A 15289-nucleotide genomic window follows, 5' to 3' on the forward strand; every position below is an offset into this window, starting at 1 on the left:
GGACGATGTCGCAGATATCGCTGTCTGATCTCAATGCCGCCGATGAAGCCGATTTCGTTGCCGCGCTCGCCAACGTCGTTGAATATTCGCCGTGGATCGCCGGTCAACTGGCCGCGAAGCGACCGTTCGCCGGCATCAACCAGTTGCACGCCGCGCTGATGGCGGCGATCCAGAGTGCCGAACCCGAGGTGCAATTGGCGTTGATCCGGGCGCATCCGGACCTCGCCAACAAGACCCAGCGCGCGGCGGGGCTCACCGCGGAATCGACCGACGAGCAGAACAGCGCCGGCCTCGACCGGCTGTCGGAGGCCGAATACGCGGCGTTCGAGCGCGTCAACAATGCCTATCGCGACAAGTTCGACATCCCCTATATCGTCTGCGTGCGCCGTCACACCAGGGATTCCGTGCTGCGCGATTTCGAGACGCGATTGCGCAATATCGCCAAGACCGAGACGCGACGTGCGATCGAGGAGATCGGCCGTATCTCGGCGTTGCGGCTTGATCAACTCGTCGAAGCCGATGACAAGCTCAAGGTCCACGGCCGGCTCTCGACCCATGTGCTGGACAACCACGCCGGCAAACCCGCGCCGGGCATTCCGGTCGAGCTGGTCGAGCTCGCGAATCTCGGCGAGAGCCGCGTGATAGCGCGCGCGGTGACCAATGCGGACGGCCGCACCGACCAGCCGCTGATCGGGGGCCGGCCGCTGCCGATCGGCCGCTACGAGCTCCGGTTTAGCGTCGCCAAATATTACGCCCAGCGCAACGTGCAGCTCACCGACCCGCCGTTCCTCGACGAGATCCCGCTACGCTTTGCGATCAGCGAGCCGGAAAGCCACTATCACGTGCCGCTGCTCGTCACGCCCTGGAGCTATTCGACCTATCGCGGCAGTTAATTGCCGAACTTGTCGTGCAGCGCCGGAAACAGCCGGTCCGGCTTGAAGGGCGGCGCCGTGAAGCGGATGCCGGTGGCGTCCGCGATCGCGTTGCCGAGCGCGGCGGCGACCGGATTGTACGGACTCTCGCTCATCGACTTCGCCCCCAGCGGGCCGATCGTGTCGGAGGTCTCGGCGAAGAAGACCTCGGTGCGGGGGACATCGGCGAAAGAGGGCAGGTGATAGTCGCGAAATTTGGGGTTGGCGACGCGGCCGTCCGCGTCGATCACCATCTCCTCGTAGAGCGCGGCACCGAGCGCCTGCGCGACACCGCCTTCGACCTGGCCGCGGCATTGCATGGGATTGGCGACGACGCCGGCGTCCGCCGCATGCACGCTCCTGAGAATCCGGAGCTCGCCGGTGCCCTTGTTCACGGCGACGCGAAAGCCCTGCACGTTGAAGCCGACCGAACGCGGCGTCCCGCCGGAATTGCCGGCGCCTGCCAACGGCTGTCCGCGCTCGCGCGCGAGCTTTGCCAGCTCGACAAAGGACATGCGCCGTACGCCACTGACGACGGCCTCGCTCTCGAGCGTGCAGCTGCCGACGTCGCAGAGCCATGCGCCGGCGGCGGCCGCCTTCAGCTCGGTTGCGAGCTGCACGGCTGCCGCATGCGTCGCCTTCCCGGCGACGAACATGCCGGCGCTGCCATAGGCGCCGGTGTCGTGGCCGCCATGGGCGGTGTCGGACTGGCGCAGGCGGATCCGGTCGACGGTGGTCGCAAGCGTGGTCGCCGCGATCTGCCGGTGCACGGTGCTGGTGCCGTTGCCGAATTCGGCGGTGCCGACGGTGAGGTCGAAGCTGGCGTCGTCGTTGAGGGTGACCATCGCATCCGCGAGATGGCCCGCCGGGGGCACCGTGTCGATCATGGTCAGCGCGACGCCGTCGCCGATCAGCCACTCCGGCGACAGGTCCGGCTGCGGGCCATCGGCCTGCATCGCGCGCTCGACGAGGTCGAGGCACTGGTCGAGCCCGTAGGAGCCGTAGAACACGTCGTGAAATTCCGACGGCGGTGGGGACACCATGGGATCGCCGGGCTTGACGACGTTGCGGCGCCGCATCTCGTAAGGGCTGATGCCAAGCTGCTTGGCCAGTTCGTCGATCGCGGCCTCGACCGCGATCAGTGTTTGCGGCAAGCCATAACCGCGAAACGCGCCTGCCGGCACTGTATTGGTGTAGACCGCGTGGCCGTCGACCCGCTTGTTCCGGCAATTGTAGACGCTGATGGATTCCGCCAGCGAGTGGAACATCACCGGGCCGGCATGATTGCCGTAGGCGCCGGTGTTGGAGAGCACGTCGAGCTGGAGCGCGGTGAGCTTGCCGTCCGCGTCGGCACCGGCCTTGACGTGGACCCGCATCGGGTGCCGCGTCGAGGTTGCGATGAACTGCTCCTCCCGGGTGAGCTCCAGCTTCACCGGCCGTCCGGTCTTGAGCGCGGCGAGCGCCAGAATGTCCTCGACGAACATCTCCTGCTTGCCGCCAAAGCCGCCGCCGACTCGCTCGCAGAAGACGCGGACCTTGTCCATGGGAAGCTCGAAGATATCAGACAGCGCGCGCCTGGTCAGGAACGGCACCTGCGTCGAGGTGCGGACATTGAGCACGCCGGAAGCGTCGAGCCAGGCGAGGCCGCCGTGGGTTTCCAAAGCGGCATGCTGCACACGGTGACTATGGAAGGTGCCCTCGAAGGTGACGGCAGATGTCGCGAGCGCAGCCGCCACGTCGCCGAATTCGCCATGCGTCTCCGCGGCGAGGTTGCGCTGGGCGTCGGCGACGCGGTTCGCGGTGGTGCAGTCGGGATGAATGATGGGTGCGCCGGGCGCCATTGCTATTTCAGGGTCGATCAGCGCGGGGAGGACCTCGTAGTCGACCTTCAACCGGCGGCAAGCGTCCTCGGCGGCGGCTTCGCTGTCTGCGACGACGGCGGCAACCTTCTGGCCGATGAAGCGGACGATTTCGTCGAGAACACGAGTGTCCTCGGGATCCATCCAGTCCTTCTCATGCCGCGCGGTCGAGAGCAGGATCGTGGGCGCATCCTCATGCGTCAGCACCGCCTGCACGCCGGGAACGCCCAGCGCGTCCGACTTGTCGATCGCGACGATTCTCGCGTGGGCGTGGGGCGAACGGAGCAGCTTGATATGCAGCAGGCCGTCAATCTGCGTGTCGAACGTGTAGCGCGCCTTGCCGCGCACGACATCGGGGCCAGCTGGCGCCGGCAGGCTGCGGCCGAATGCGGCGCCGGCCTCGACGCTCTCCTCGATGTTGGTCTTGCCGAGCAACGCGTCCTCGATCGCGCGATAGCCGGTGCAGCGGCAGATATTGCCCTTCAGCGCGACGCCGAGATCGGTGCGCTGCGCCTGGTTCAGCGAGGCGCAGGTCAGGATCATGCCGGCGGTGCAGAAGCCGCATTGAAAGCCCTGCGCATCGAGGAAAGCCTGCTGCATCGGGTGCGCGCCGCCGTCTCCGCCCAGACCTTCGATCGTGGTGACCGCACGACCTTCGGCGCGGAAGGCCGGGATCAGGCAGCTATGCACCGGTTCGCCGTCCAGCAGCACGGTGCAGGCGCCGCAATCGCCGGCGTCGCAGCCCTTCTTCACGCCGAAATGGCCGAGCTCGCGCAGGAACGTGCGCAGGCACTGGCCGGCGCGTGGCTCCTGCGGAAACGTCGTGCCATTGACCTCGAAGCTCATGACGACTGTGCTCCGATGAGTTCGTCGCGGATCTCTTCGGCAAGCCGCAGTGTCATGTGCTTGCGCCAGAGCGGCTTGCCATGGATGTCGGTGTGGTACAGATCGTCCGTGATCTTCTGCGCGATGGCGTCGCGAAGCGCTTTCGTGTCAGGGGCCTCGCGAAAGGACAACCGGATCGGCCGCACCGTCGACGCGGTGACCGTGAGCGTCAGCGTGCCATCAGCATCCAGGCTGCCGATCAGGAGCGCCGCCGAGCGGCCGACCGGCGCCAGCGAGATCTGGCGAAAGGCCGTACGACGCTTCAGCGCGGCGATCGGAATATCGATCTGCCGGAGCAGATCCCCCGGCGCCAGAAGGTTACGCTGGTTGCCGGTGACGAAGTCGATGACGGGCATCATCTGTTCGCCGCCGCCGACCTTCCAGATGGTGCAGACGCCCTCCAGCGCCGCGGTGAGCGAGATCATCGGTCCCGCCGGCAGCGACATGCAGAGATTGCCGCCGACCGTCGCCGTCTTCCATATCTTGAACGAAGCAAGGAAGGCGCGGCAGCACTGGTTGATCAGCGGTGCCGCGAACCAGTCGGGTGGGCAGGTGAATCCATCGAGCTGCGCAACGGTGCAGGTGGCCGCGATGCTGAAATGGCTCTCCGTGACCGTTAGCGCCGGCCATTTGAGGTCGGTGAGATCGATGAGCCGAGTCAGGTGAATTTGCGGCTCCGAGAACAGCCAGGTGCCGCCCGCGAGCCAAGCATCACCTGGCGTCCAAACGGGCAGCTGCGCGCGCGTTTGCGGATGGGCGACCGCTGTGATGGTATTCAAGTCCATGGCGACGCCAACGCTTCCAACGAGTGAATCGAGCCGGGAGAAAGTCTTGCAAGACGAGCGCCAAGTCGCAACAACAAGTCGCAGCAAAAGCGCAATCAGGCCGGCCCCTGCCTTGCAGGCCTGTCGGGAGCGGATGTGAGGAGGAGCAGATTCATGAGCGACGCAAAGCCGATCTGGATCAGGGATCCCCTGGCTATCCTCGCCGATGGCGCCGAGCGCGGCGTCGTGGTGCGGGACGGCCGAATTGTCGAGCTGGTGCCGGCCGGCGGTGCGCCCGCAACCGCTGACGTCGCGGTGTTCGATGCTGGCGACCACGTCGTGCTGCCCGGCCTCATCAACACCCATCACCATTTTTACCAGACGCTGACGCGGGCACTGCCCGCGGCGATGGACCGCGAGCTGTTTCCCTGGCTCCAGGCGCTCTATCCGGTGTGGGCGAAGCTGACGCCTGATGCGCTCGAGCTCGCTGTCACGGTGGCGATGGCCGAACTGCTGCTGTCGGGCTGCACCACTACGACGGATCATCACTACGTATTTCCGTCAGGGCTCGAAGACGCCGTCGATATCGAGGTGGCGGTGGCCAGGCGGCTCGGCGTGCGCGTGCTGCTCACGCGCGGCTCGATGAACCTGTCGCAGCGCGACGGCGGTCTGCCGCCCGATAGCGTCGTGCAGGATGAGGACACCATCCTCGCGGACAGCGCGCGCGTCGTCGCCAAGCACCACCAGCGCGGCGCGGATGCGATGGTGCAGATCGCGCTCGCCCCTTGCTCGCCCTTCTCGGTGTCGACGTCCCTGATGCGCGCCACCGCCGATCTGGCCGACAAGCTCGACGTGCGCCTGCATACCCATCTTGCCGAGACCGAGGACGAGAACAGATTCTGCCAGGAGATGTATGGCTGCCGTCCGCTCGACTATCTCGAACAATGCGGCTGGCTCAATGCGCGGACGTGGCTCGCCCATGGCATCTTCTTCAATGCAGAAGAGATGAAGCGGCTCGGCAGGGCGAAGACGACGATCAGTCATTGCGCCTGCAGCAACCAACTCCTGGCCTCCGGCTGCTGTCCCGTCTGCGAGATGGAGGAGGCTGGTGTCGGCATCGGCATCGGCGTCGATGGCTCGGCCTCGAACGACGGATCGAACCTGATGCAGGAGGTGCGGGCCGCGTTCCTGCTGCAACGGGCGCGCTACGGGGTGACGAAGGTCAGTCACAAGGATGCGCTGCGCTGGGCCACCAAGGGCTCGGCGGCCTGCGTCGGCCGGCCGGAACTCGGCGAGATCGCCGTCGGGAAGGCGGCAGATCTCGCGCTGTTCAGGCTCGACGAGCTGCGCTTCTCCGGCCATGGCGATCCCTTGGCCGCACTGGTGCTGTGCGGCGCGCATCGGGCCGACAGGGTGATGGTGGCGGGAAAATGGGCCGTGATCGATGGCGCGATCCCCGGTCTTGATGTGGCAGACCTCATCCACCGCCACAGTTCGGCGGCGCGAGCCATGCAGGCGGGATAGTACCTAGGCGAAGATAGAAAGAGGGGGCGACCACAAGTGCCGGGTGCTTCTGGCCACCCCCTCCGAACCTCCTCCGGGAGGAGCAGGTGATTTAGGCGAGGCAAGAAGCGTGCTACTTGCCCGGCAGCTTGTCGTCGATGCCTTTGACGTAGAAATTCATGCCGAGGATCTGGCCGTCGTCGAGATTGGCGCCGCCCTTGCACTCGATCGGCTTGCCGTCCTGCCCAAGGACCGGGCACTTGAACGGATGCAGCTTGCCCGCGGTGATCGCGGCCTGGGCATCCTCGGCGATCTTCTTCACGTCGTCAGGCATATTGGTGTAGGGCGCCATCACGAACATGTGGCTGTCGAGGCCGCCCCATGTGTCGTCGGATTTCCAGGTTCCGTCGAGCTCGGCCTTGACGCGGGCAATGTAGTAGGGACCCCAGGTATCGAGGATCGAGGTCAGCTGGGTCTTCGGCCCGAACTTGATCATCTCGGAATCCTGGCCGAAGGCGAGCTTGCCGCGTTCGCTGGCGATCTGCATTGCCGCCGGCGAATCCGTGTGTTGCATGATGATGTCGGCGCCCTGGTCGATCAGCGCCTTGGCGGCGTCGGCCTCCTTGCCCGGGTCGAACCAGGTGTTGGCCCAGATGATTTTGACCTTGATGTTCGGATTGATGGTCTGCGCGGCGAGGATCGTCGCGTTGATGCCGGAGACGACCTCGGGAATCGGGAACGAGCCGATATAGCCGAGCACGCCGGACTTCGACATCTTGGCCGCGATCAGGCCCTGGATGTAGCGGCCCTGGTACCATTTGGCCGAATAAGTCGACATGTTCGGGTTGCGCTTGTATCCGGTCGCGTGCTCGAAATGCACGTTCGGATATTTCTTCGCAACCTTCAGCGTCGGATCCATGTAGCCGAACGAGGTGGTGAAGATCAGCTTGTTGCCGGCGCGGACGAGCTGCTCGATGGAGCGCTCGGCGTCGGGGCCTTCAGGCACGTTTTCGAGGAAAGTGGTCTCGATCTTGTCGCCGAGCTCCTTCACCAGCGCCTGGCGTGCCAGCTCATGCTGATAGGTCCAGCCGAGGTCACCGACCGGGCCGAGGTAGATAAACCCGACTTTCAGCTTGTCGGCGGCGGAGGCTGCACCGACGCTCCCGGCAAGCAAGAGCCCGGCGGCCAGCGCAAGAAGTGATTTCCTCATCATCAATCTCCAAACATCAGGGGAAAGCCATGATCCGCAACGTGCGCGCCCCATCGCGCACGGTGCGGAGATGAAACGCTAGCGGTCAGGCACGAACACGGTGCCAAGCGCAGCCGGTGCGGTCGATCCACCCGTGCGCGCGCGGGAGAGCAGGACCAAGACGATGACAGTCGAAAGATAAGGCAGCGCCGACATCAACTGCGAGGGAATGCCGACGCCCCAGCCCTGCGCGTGCAGCTGCAGGATCGTCACCGCGCCGAACAGATACGCGCCGACCACGAGGCGGCCCGGCCGCCAGGACGAGAACACCACCAGCGCCAGCGCGATCCAGCCGCGGCCCGCGGTCATGCCCGGAATGAAGAACGGCGTATAGGCGAGCGGCAGATAAGCGCCGGCAAGCCCGGCGCAGGCGCCGCCGAACATCACCGCTAAGGTGCGGATGCGCAGCACGGGATAGCCGAGCGCATGCGCGGAGACATGGTTGTCGCCGCAGGCGCGCAGGATCAATCCCGGCCGCGTACGGTACAGGAACCACCAGACGCCGATGACCAGCGCCAGCGAGAAATAGACGAAGGCGTCCTCGCCGAACAACACGCGGCCAACCAGCGGAATATCCGTGAGACCGGGAATGTTGAGATGCAGCGCCGGCGTGATGCGCTCGCCGACGAAGCCAGCGCCGATCAGGCCGGAGAGTCCGACACCCAGGATGGTCAGCGCCAGCCCTGTCGCAACCTGGTTGACCGCAAGCCCGAGCGCCATCAGTGCGAAGACGAGCGACATCAATGTGCCTGCGACGATGCCGAACAGCGCGCCGATAAAGATCGAGCCGGTCAGCCATGCACCTGCAAAGCCACATGCGGCGCCGACGATCATCATGCCCTCGACGCCGAGATTGAGCACGCCGGAGCGTTCGGTTACGAGTTCGCCGGTCGCCGCGATCAGGAGCGGCGTCGAGGCGGCGAGCACCGCGAGGATGATGGCTTCAATGAGTTCCACGAGCCACCTGTCGGTTCGGGAAAACCAGCTTGAAGCGGTAGAGGATGAGGGAATCGCAGGCGAGCACGTAGAACAGCAGGATGCCCTGAAAAACCTTTGTCACGTCCAACGGGATCTTCATCGCGATCTGCGCCTGCTCGCCGCCGATAAAGGTCAACGCGAGAAAAAGGCCTGCAATTAATATTCCAAGGGGGTTCAACCGGCCGAGAAAGGCGACGATGATCGCCGTAAAACCGTAACCCGGCGAGATGCCGGGCTGGAGATGTCCGACCGGACCTGCAACCTCGATGATGCCGGCGAGGCCCGCCAGCGCGCCGGAGACGGCGAAGGTCAGGATGATCAATTGGTTGGAATTGAAGCCGCCGAACCGCGCGGCGCGTGGCGCGGCGCCCACCACACGGATCTCGAAGCCCTTGATGGTGCGTCCCAGCAGGATTGCGGCTGCCGCGACGACGAGCAGGGCGATGATCGCGCCCAGATGCAGCCGGCCGCCTTCGATCAGCAGCGGCACCGTCGCGACCGGATCGAACTCGGCGGTGGTCGGGAAATTGAAACCGTGTGGATCGCGCCAGGGGCCGCGCACGAGATAGTCGAGGAAGAGATCGGCGACATACACCAGCATCAGGCTGGTCAGGATTTCGCTGGCGCCGAACTTCACCTTGCAGATTGCCGGGATCAGTGCGTAGAGCGCGCCTGCGGCGGCGGCGAGCACGAGCATGACCGGCAGCACCCAGACGCCGGCGTCGGTGCCCTGCGTCTTCACCGCAATCCAGCTTCCGGCGACGGCACCAATCAGGAACTGGCCTTCGGCGCCGATGTTCCAGGCATTGGCGAGATAGCAGAGCGATAGTCCGATCGCGATCATCACCAGCGGAGTCGCCTTCACCGCGATTTCCTGGAGCGAATAGCTGTCGGTCAAAGGCGCGACGAAATAGGCGTGCAGCGCGAGCAGCGGATTCTTGCCAAGGATCGCGAACAGGATGACCATGGTCACGATCGTGAGGCCGATCGCGATCAGCGGCGAGATCAGCGCGATCGTGTTGGAGCGTTCGGCGCGCTTCTCAAGCACCAACTGCATGCGCGGCCTCCTTCGGCTCCAGCGTGCTGCCGCCCATCAACAGGCCTAGTTTTTCGCGCGTCGCCTCGCTGGTGGCGAGCGGTGCGGACAGATGGCCATGGAACATCACGGCGATGCGGTCTGCGATTTCCGCCAGCTCGTCGAGGTCCTGGCTGGTGACGAGCACGGCGGCGCCTGCGGTTGCGAGATCAAGCAGCGCCTGTCGGATGACGGCGGCAGCGCCAGCGTCGACGCCCCAGGTCGGCTGGCTCACCACCAGCACCGCGGGATTGCGCAGGATCTCGCGTCCCACGATGAATTTCTGCAGATTGCCGCCGGAGAGGGATGCTGCTTCCGGATCGCGCTTGGCCTTGCGGACGTCGAAGGTCTCGGTTGCGCGGTCGACCGTCTTCAGGGTGGCGGCAGTATCGATGAAGCCGTGATGGACCATGCCGCTGGCGGCGTGCCCGGTGAGAAGCGCATTCTCGGAAAGCTTCATGCGCGGCGCGGTGCCGTGGCCGAGCCGCTCCTCGGGAACGAATGCCGCGCCGAGCTTGCGGCGCTGCGTGATCGAGAGATGGCCGGCAGCAAGGCCTTCGATGACGATCGTGCCGGGATCCTCCGACAGGCGTTCGCCGGACAGCGCGGCGAAAAGTTCGTCCTGGCCGTTGCCGGCGACCCCGGCGATGCCGAGGATCTCGCCGCCTTTCAGCTCGAACGAGATGTGCTCGAGCCGCACGCCATGCGCTTCGCCGGGGGCGAGCGAGAGGTCGTTGACGACGAGACGCGGCACCGTGGTCTGCCGGCCGGCGGCCGCCTTCACCTCCTTGATCTCACCGCCGACCATCATGCGCGCCAGCGAAGCGGCGGTCTCAAGCCTGGGATTGCAGGTCTCCACCTTCTTGCCGCCGCGCAGGATCGTTGCCGTGTCGCACAAGCGCTTCACCTCTTCGAGCTTGTGGCTGATATAAAGGATGGCGCGACCTTCGGCCTTGAGTCGCTCCAGCACGACGAAGAGCTGGTCGGCTTCCTGTGGCGTCAGCACCGCGGTGGGCTCGTCAAGGATCAGGAAATGCGGATCCTGCATCAGCGCGCGAACGATCTCAATGCGCTGGCGTTCGCCGACCGACAATTGCCAGACCTCGCGTTTGGGATCGAGCGGCAATCCATAAGTGTTCGACACCTGCTCAAGCCGCGCCGACATGTCCTTGAAGGATTCTTTCCCGTCGAGGCCGAGCGCGACGTTCTCGGCGACGGTGAGATTGTCGAACAACGAGAAGTGCTGGAACACCATGCCGATGCCGAGGCTGCGCGCTTCCGAGGGACCGGACAGCACGATCGGCTGGCCCTGCCAGAAAATCTGGCCAGCGCTGGGCTGGATCAGCCCGTAGATCGCCTTGACCAGCGTCGACTTGCCGGCGCCGTTCTCGCCCAGCAGCGCGTGGATTTCCGTTGGCCAGATATCGATGTCGATGGCATCGTTGGCGAGGAAATCGCCATAGCGCTTGGTGAGCCCGACCGTCCTGAGGAGCGGGGACTCGCCGGAATGCAGGCTCTTAGCCGTGGGATCCAACATTCGCTGATGCGCTTGCATGGGGTGAAGTGCCTCAATACTGGGCTAGTTTGAACCGCCGCGTAAGGTGTGAAAAAGCGTCATCCCTTGCTCAACGCTTCGGCAGGCAGGAGGTGTCGGCGAGTCTCGGCTCTCGCCGGCGGCGATCGTCCTCAGACACCTTCCGAGCAGCCTTTGCAGTCCCGGGTTGCGTGTGACGCCTGTTGCAAATTTGTGACGGCTCAAGCCAAATCGGAACCCGCTATGCAGGCTTGGCGTGAAGTTAAGCAGAGACGCGCCAGCACGCGTATGCATTTGCGAACACCGCGACAGTAGCTTCCACCCATCTTGTTTGCCTTGTCCGGTCGACATGAAAAGGCGAACGAAATCAAATGGGGATATCCGGCAATGGGTCGCTCTCGGCCGACGGCGTGGCGGTGAGGTTGGCCTTCCAAATCGGCCGGTGAAACGCCGCGCCCTGTGCAAACAAGCGGCATGCCTTGAAACAAGTTGAGGCTTCTCACTCCGGGAGATCGGCGCAAGTGTCGCACCCAAGGGACGTTCATTTTTACGTGTCCAAACTTGAGGGTATTCAGGATGTCGTTTCGTTTCAAGGCAATTGCAGCAGGCGCGCTGTCACTTGCTACAGTTGCTACCGGTGGCCTGGCTCAGGCGGCGGATCTGCCGGTCAAGGCTGCCAAGAAGGCGGCCGACCTTCCGTTCTTCCTGGTGATCGACGACCGCGTCACCTTCTCCTACATCTTCAATGCCTCGCAGCCCGGTGCATTCACCAACACCAACGGCGTGATCAACGCCAAGACGACGAAGCAGGTCTACTCCTTCACCCACTTCGATGCCTGGACCTACGGCACCAACTTCTTCACCATCTCGATGTTCAAGTCGGACCACAACGATCCGGCAGGCCCCTGCACCGCCACAGGCGTGGTCGTGTCGCCGGCTGCGGGCTTCGCTGCGACGCCGACGAGCTGTGCCGGCGCGACAGAAATCTACGGTCTTTTCCGTTCGACCTTCGGCTGGAACGAGATCTTCAACACCAAGGCCTTCACGCAGGGCCCGTTGCATAACATCTCGTTCGAGGTTGGCATGGATGCCAACACCGAGAACCGGTATTTCGGCGCCGCCAAGCGTGACGTCGTTGCCGGTCTGCAGTTCGCCTTCGATCTTCCCTACAAGGGCTACTTCAACGTCGCGCCGCTGGTGTATTGGGAGTTCGCCAACCACAACTCCTTCTCGCAGTGCGGCGCCGGTTGGTCCGCTCCGTGTATTGCTGACGGCAACACATCGTTCAAGCCGACCTGGGCGATCGAAACCAACTACTATATGGACCTCGGCTTCCTGCCGCAGAACATGCAGTATTTCTCGATCAGCGGCCGAGCGGCGTGGTACGGCAAGAAGGGCACCGACACTGAGCCGCTTCCCGCCAGCGTCGCCAACGGCGTCTATCCCACCAAGGTCGAGTTCAACTCCGAGCCGATCCGCCTGACCCTCGATGCCTCGAAGGCAGTGTGGGGTGAGAAGTACTCGCACTTCGTGGACGTCTGGGTCGCCTACCGGTATTGGCAGAACAAGTTCGGCCTCGATCACAACAACGCCGTGGCCTGCACCACCCTGGCCGGCGGCGCGAGGGTGAGCACAGGCTCCTGCACCGAGTCCTCGCTCTACTCCGGTGTCACTGTGAAATTCTAGCCACCTGACACGCTTCAGGTGAACGACGATGGCGCCGCGTCAAACCTCCGCGGCGTCATCTTCGTTTGTGGGCAGGAAGGTAGGGGATGAGCCGTAGGCGCAATCCGCTCTACGAAATTGAATTGGTGTTTGCTACTTCGTCCACACGCCGTCGTGCAGCGCTTCGGCCTCGTTTTCGAGCAGCGGCCCCGCAACCTCTGTCGGCCGCTGGCCGCTGGCAAAGACTTCGCGACAGGGCAAGTCGAGCGTCGGGTTCTCCGGATGATCGCCGGTGATGCCGCGCAGGCGGTGCTCGCTGAGGCCATAGACGACACGGCCGATGCCGGCCCAGTAGATCGCGCCGGCGCACATCGCGCAGGGCTCGGCGGAGGAATAGAGCGTGGCTCTCGCCAACACCTCGCGGCCAAGCGTGCGGCAGGCCTGCGTGGCGCCGAGGCGCTCGGCATGCGCGGTGCCGTCGTGATCCGGCATGTAGCCGTTCTCGGCCTCGATCAGGACCTTGCCCTCGGCATCGACCACGATGCAGCCGAAGGGATGGTTGCCGTGCGTGAAGGAACGGCGGGCGACCGCGAAGGAAAGGCGGAGGAAGTGCTCGTCACGCTCGGACCCGCCGCTCATCGCTCTTCCCCGGTCAATGCCCCGCCATGTGCCGGCCGACCACGGTGAGATCGGCTTCGCTGGTCCGTGCTTCATACACGAATTCGCCGTGGAACATCACCACCAGCCGATCGGAGAGTTCAAGGAGTTCGTCGAGGTCCTCGCTGACCAACAGCACCGCGGCGCCGCGGTTGCGCGCGGCCATGATCTCGGCATGGATTTGCGCCACCGCCGCGAAATCGAGCCCGAAGCAGGGATTGGCCGCGATCAGCACCTCGACGTCGCCGCCGAGCTCACGGGCCAGCACGGCGCGCTGGACGTTGCCGCCCGACAGCGCCGAGATCGGCGTGTCGGGCGTGCGGGTCTTGATCTTGTACTGGGCGATCTTCTTCCTGGCGTCGACGCGGAAGGCACCGCGGTTGAGCCACCAGCCGAGGCTAGCGAAAGGCGCGCGGTCGAATTCGCGGAAGGCGATGTTGTCGGCGACGCTCATGCCGCCGACACAGGCGTTCTTCAGCGGCTCCTCCGGCAGGAGTGACATATTGTGCCGCCGCATCTCCTCGCGGCTGGCGTGATAGGGATCGCCGGCGACGCGGATCTCGCCACTCTCAGCCCCGCGCTGCCCGGCCAGCACCTCGACGAGCTGGCGCTGGCCGTTGCCGGAGACGCCGGCGATGCCGACGATCTCGCCGGCACGGACCGTGAGGGAGACTTCATGCACGGCGATGGCGCCGGCGTCGTCGCGCGCGCGCACCTTCGCCAGCTCCAGCCTCGCCTTGCCGGCCTCACCGGTGCGCGGCGGCTGTACCGTCAGCTCCTCGGCGCCGATCATGGTGCGCGCCATGGCGTCCGGCGTCAGTTCGGAAACCTTGCCGGCGCCGGCGAGCTTGCCGCGGCGCATGATCGTGACGTCATCGGCAAAGGCCATGACCTCGCGGAACTTGTGCGTGATCATCAGGATGGTCAGCTCGCCCTTGACGACCATGTCGCGGAGCATGCCAAGCACCTCGTCGGCTTCCGCCGGGGTCAGCACCGAGGTCGGCTCGTCCAGGATCAGGAAGCGACGCTTCAGGTAGAGCTGTTTGAGGATCTCGCATTTCTGCCGTTCGCCCGCGGAGATGTCGGCAACTTTTGACCTGAGCGGTACCTTGAACGGCATGCGCGCGAGAAAGGCCTCAAGCTCCTTCATCTCCTTCGGCCAGTTCAGCACGGCCGGCACGTCATCGCGCGCCAGCACCAGATTTTCGGCGACCGTCATCGCCGGCACCAGCGTGAAATGCTGGTAGACCATGCCGAGGCCGAGGGCGTGGGCGTCCTTCGGATTGCCAATCGCCTGCTCGCGCCCGCCGACGAGAATGTCACCCTCGGTGGCGTGGTAATAGCCCATAATGCATTTGACGAGCGTCGACTTGCCGGCGCCGTTCTCGCCGAGCAGCGCATGGAACGAACCCGGCCGCACTTTCAGCGCGACATTGTCCAGCGCCAGGAAATCACCGAAACGCATGCTCATGGCGATGGCATCGACGCCGAAGGCGCCGGATGGCGGCGACGTTTCGCCGACGATCACGAAATCGCTCCGATGAAGGCGTCGGCGGTCGAGACCGCGCCAAACACGCCACCCTGCATTTTGATCATCTTCAGCGCGTGCTCGTGGTTGCTCTTGTCGGTCGCACCGCAGCAGTCATGCAACAGCACGCATTCGAAGCCGCGGTCGTTGGCCTCTCGCATGGTGGTGTGAACGCAGACGTCGGTGGTGATCCCAGTGAGCACGATGTTCTCGATGCCGCGCACGCGCAGGATCAGCTCCAGATCGGTGGCGCAGAACGAACCCTTGCCGGGCTTGTCGATGATGGGTTCGCCGGGCAGCGGCGCGAGCTCGGGGATGATGTCCCACCCGGGCTCGCCGCGCACCAGGATCCGGCCGCATGGGCCGGGATCGCCGATGCCGGCGCCGATCTGCCGGGAACGCCAGCGCTTGTTGGCAGGAAGATCAGAGAGATCGGGACGGTGGCCTTCGCGGGTATGGATGATGTGAAAGCCTTGAGCGCGCATTGCCGTCAGCAGTTTCTTGATTGGCTCGATCGGCGCCCGCGTCAGTGAGAGATCATAGCCCATCTTGTCGACATAGCCGCCGACGCCGCAGAAATCGGTCTGCATGTCGATGATGATGAGCGCGGTGTTCTCGGGGCGCAGATCGCCGTTATAGGGCCATGCATAGGGTTCGGACTTGATGGTGCGCTCGGGCATG

Annotated in this window: 12 protein-coding genes; 3 read left to right on the forward strand and 9 right to left on the reverse strand. The window is 64.7% G+C overall.

What is annotated here, in order from left to right:
• The first annotated feature begins 5 nt into the window (after nt 1-5).
• Nucleotides 6-893, forward strand: coding sequence for a 2-oxo-4-hydroxy-4-carboxy-5-ureidoimidazoline decarboxylase (gene uraD, locus IVA93_RS11155; RefSeq protein WP_247297950.1), 888 nt, complete (start codon nt 6-8; stop codon nt 891-893).
• Here the strand turns inward: uraD and IVA93_RS11160 are convergent.
• Together IVA93_RS11160 and IVA93_RS11165 are read right to left on the reverse strand one after the other, a co-directional pair.
• Complete coding sequence (locus IVA93_RS11160; protein WP_247361308.1) at nt 890-3616, reverse strand: molybdopterin-dependent oxidoreductase; 2727 nt, start codon at nt 3614-3616, stop codon at nt 890-892. The two genes, uraD and IVA93_RS11160, sit on opposite strands and share 4 nt — an antisense overlap.
• On the reverse strand, nt 3613-4440 hold the full coding sequence (locus IVA93_RS11165) for an FAD binding domain-containing protein (RefSeq protein ID WP_247361312.1): 828 nt from the start codon (nt 4438-4440) through the stop codon (nt 3613-3615). The genes IVA93_RS11160 and IVA93_RS11165 overlap by 4 nt, the downstream gene beginning before the upstream one ends.
• A 153-nt stretch (nt 4441-4593) precedes the next feature.
• Here IVA93_RS11165 and IVA93_RS11170 point away from each other — a divergent pair, with 153 nt between their 5' ends.
• Nucleotides 4594-5943 (forward strand): 8-oxoguanine deaminase, encoded by a 1350-nt coding sequence (locus IVA93_RS11170; protein WP_247361315.1) that lies wholly within the window; start codon nt 4594-4596, stop codon nt 5941-5943.
• A 112-nt stretch (nt 5944-6055) separates the two neighbouring features.
• Here IVA93_RS11170 and IVA93_RS11175 read toward each other — a convergent pair whose 3' ends face one another.
• The 4 genes from IVA93_RS11175 to IVA93_RS11190 all read right to left on the reverse strand — a co-directional run bounded on the left by IVA93_RS11175 (nt 6056) and on the right by IVA93_RS11190 (nt 10761).
• Complete coding sequence (locus IVA93_RS11175) at nt 6056-7132, reverse strand: BMP family ABC transporter substrate-binding protein (protein WP_247361318.1); 1077 nt, start codon at nt 7130-7132, stop codon at nt 6056-6058.
• Nucleotides 7133-7210: 78 nt separating this feature from the next.
• Nucleotides 7211-8128, reverse strand: coding sequence for an ABC transporter permease (locus IVA93_RS11180; RefSeq protein ID WP_018456695.1), 918 nt, complete (start codon nt 8126-8128; stop codon nt 7211-7213).
• Nucleotides 8115-9206, reverse strand: a complete 1092-nt coding sequence (locus IVA93_RS11185) for an ABC transporter permease (RefSeq protein WP_018456694.1) — start codon at nt 9204-9206, stop codon at nt 8115-8117. The genes IVA93_RS11180 and IVA93_RS11185 overlap by 14 nt, the downstream gene beginning before the upstream one ends.
• Nucleotides 9190-10761, reverse strand: a complete 1572-nt coding sequence (locus tag IVA93_RS11190; protein WP_247789768.1) for an ABC transporter ATP-binding protein — start codon at nt 10759-10761, stop codon at nt 9190-9192. Before IVA93_RS11190 ends, IVA93_RS11185 begins: the two co-directional genes overlap by 17 nt.
• A gap of 573 nt (nt 10762-11334) precedes the next feature.
• Here IVA93_RS11190 and IVA93_RS11195 point away from each other — a divergent pair.
• A complete protein-coding gene (locus tag IVA93_RS11195) occupies nt 11335-12444 on the forward strand; it encodes a hypothetical protein (RefSeq protein ID WP_018456692.1) in 1110 nt (369 codons plus the stop codon).
• A 132-nt stretch (nt 12445-12576) separates the two neighbouring features.
• Here IVA93_RS11195 and IVA93_RS11200 read toward each other — a convergent pair whose 3' ends face one another.
• The 3 genes from IVA93_RS11200 to biuH are packed head-to-tail and all read right to left on the reverse strand — an operon-like array spanning nt 12577 to nt 15288.
• Entirely contained in the window at nt 12577-13062 is a 486-nt protein-coding gene (locus tag IVA93_RS11200) for a nucleoside deaminase (protein WP_018456691.1), read from the reverse strand.
• 13 nt (nt 13063-13075) lie between these two features.
• Complete coding sequence (locus IVA93_RS11205) at nt 13076-14608, reverse strand: ABC transporter ATP-binding protein (RefSeq protein ID WP_247541881.1); 1533 nt, start codon at nt 14606-14608, stop codon at nt 13076-13078.
• The gene (gene biuH, locus IVA93_RS11210) at nt 14605-15288 is read right to left on the reverse strand and encodes a biuret amidohydrolase (protein WP_018456689.1); all 684 of its coding nucleotides are present in this window, start codon (nt 15286-15288) and stop codon (nt 14605-14607) included. The genes IVA93_RS11205 and biuH overlap by 4 nt, the downstream gene beginning before the upstream one ends.
• Nucleotide 15289: the final 1 nt, after the last annotated feature.

Origin of the sequence: Bradyrhizobium sp. 155 (genome assembly GCF_023101105.1) — a bacterium.
In the GTDB taxonomy this organism is placed as follows: Bacteria; Pseudomonadota; Alphaproteobacteria; order Rhizobiales; family Xanthobacteraceae; genus Bradyrhizobium; species Bradyrhizobium canariense_D.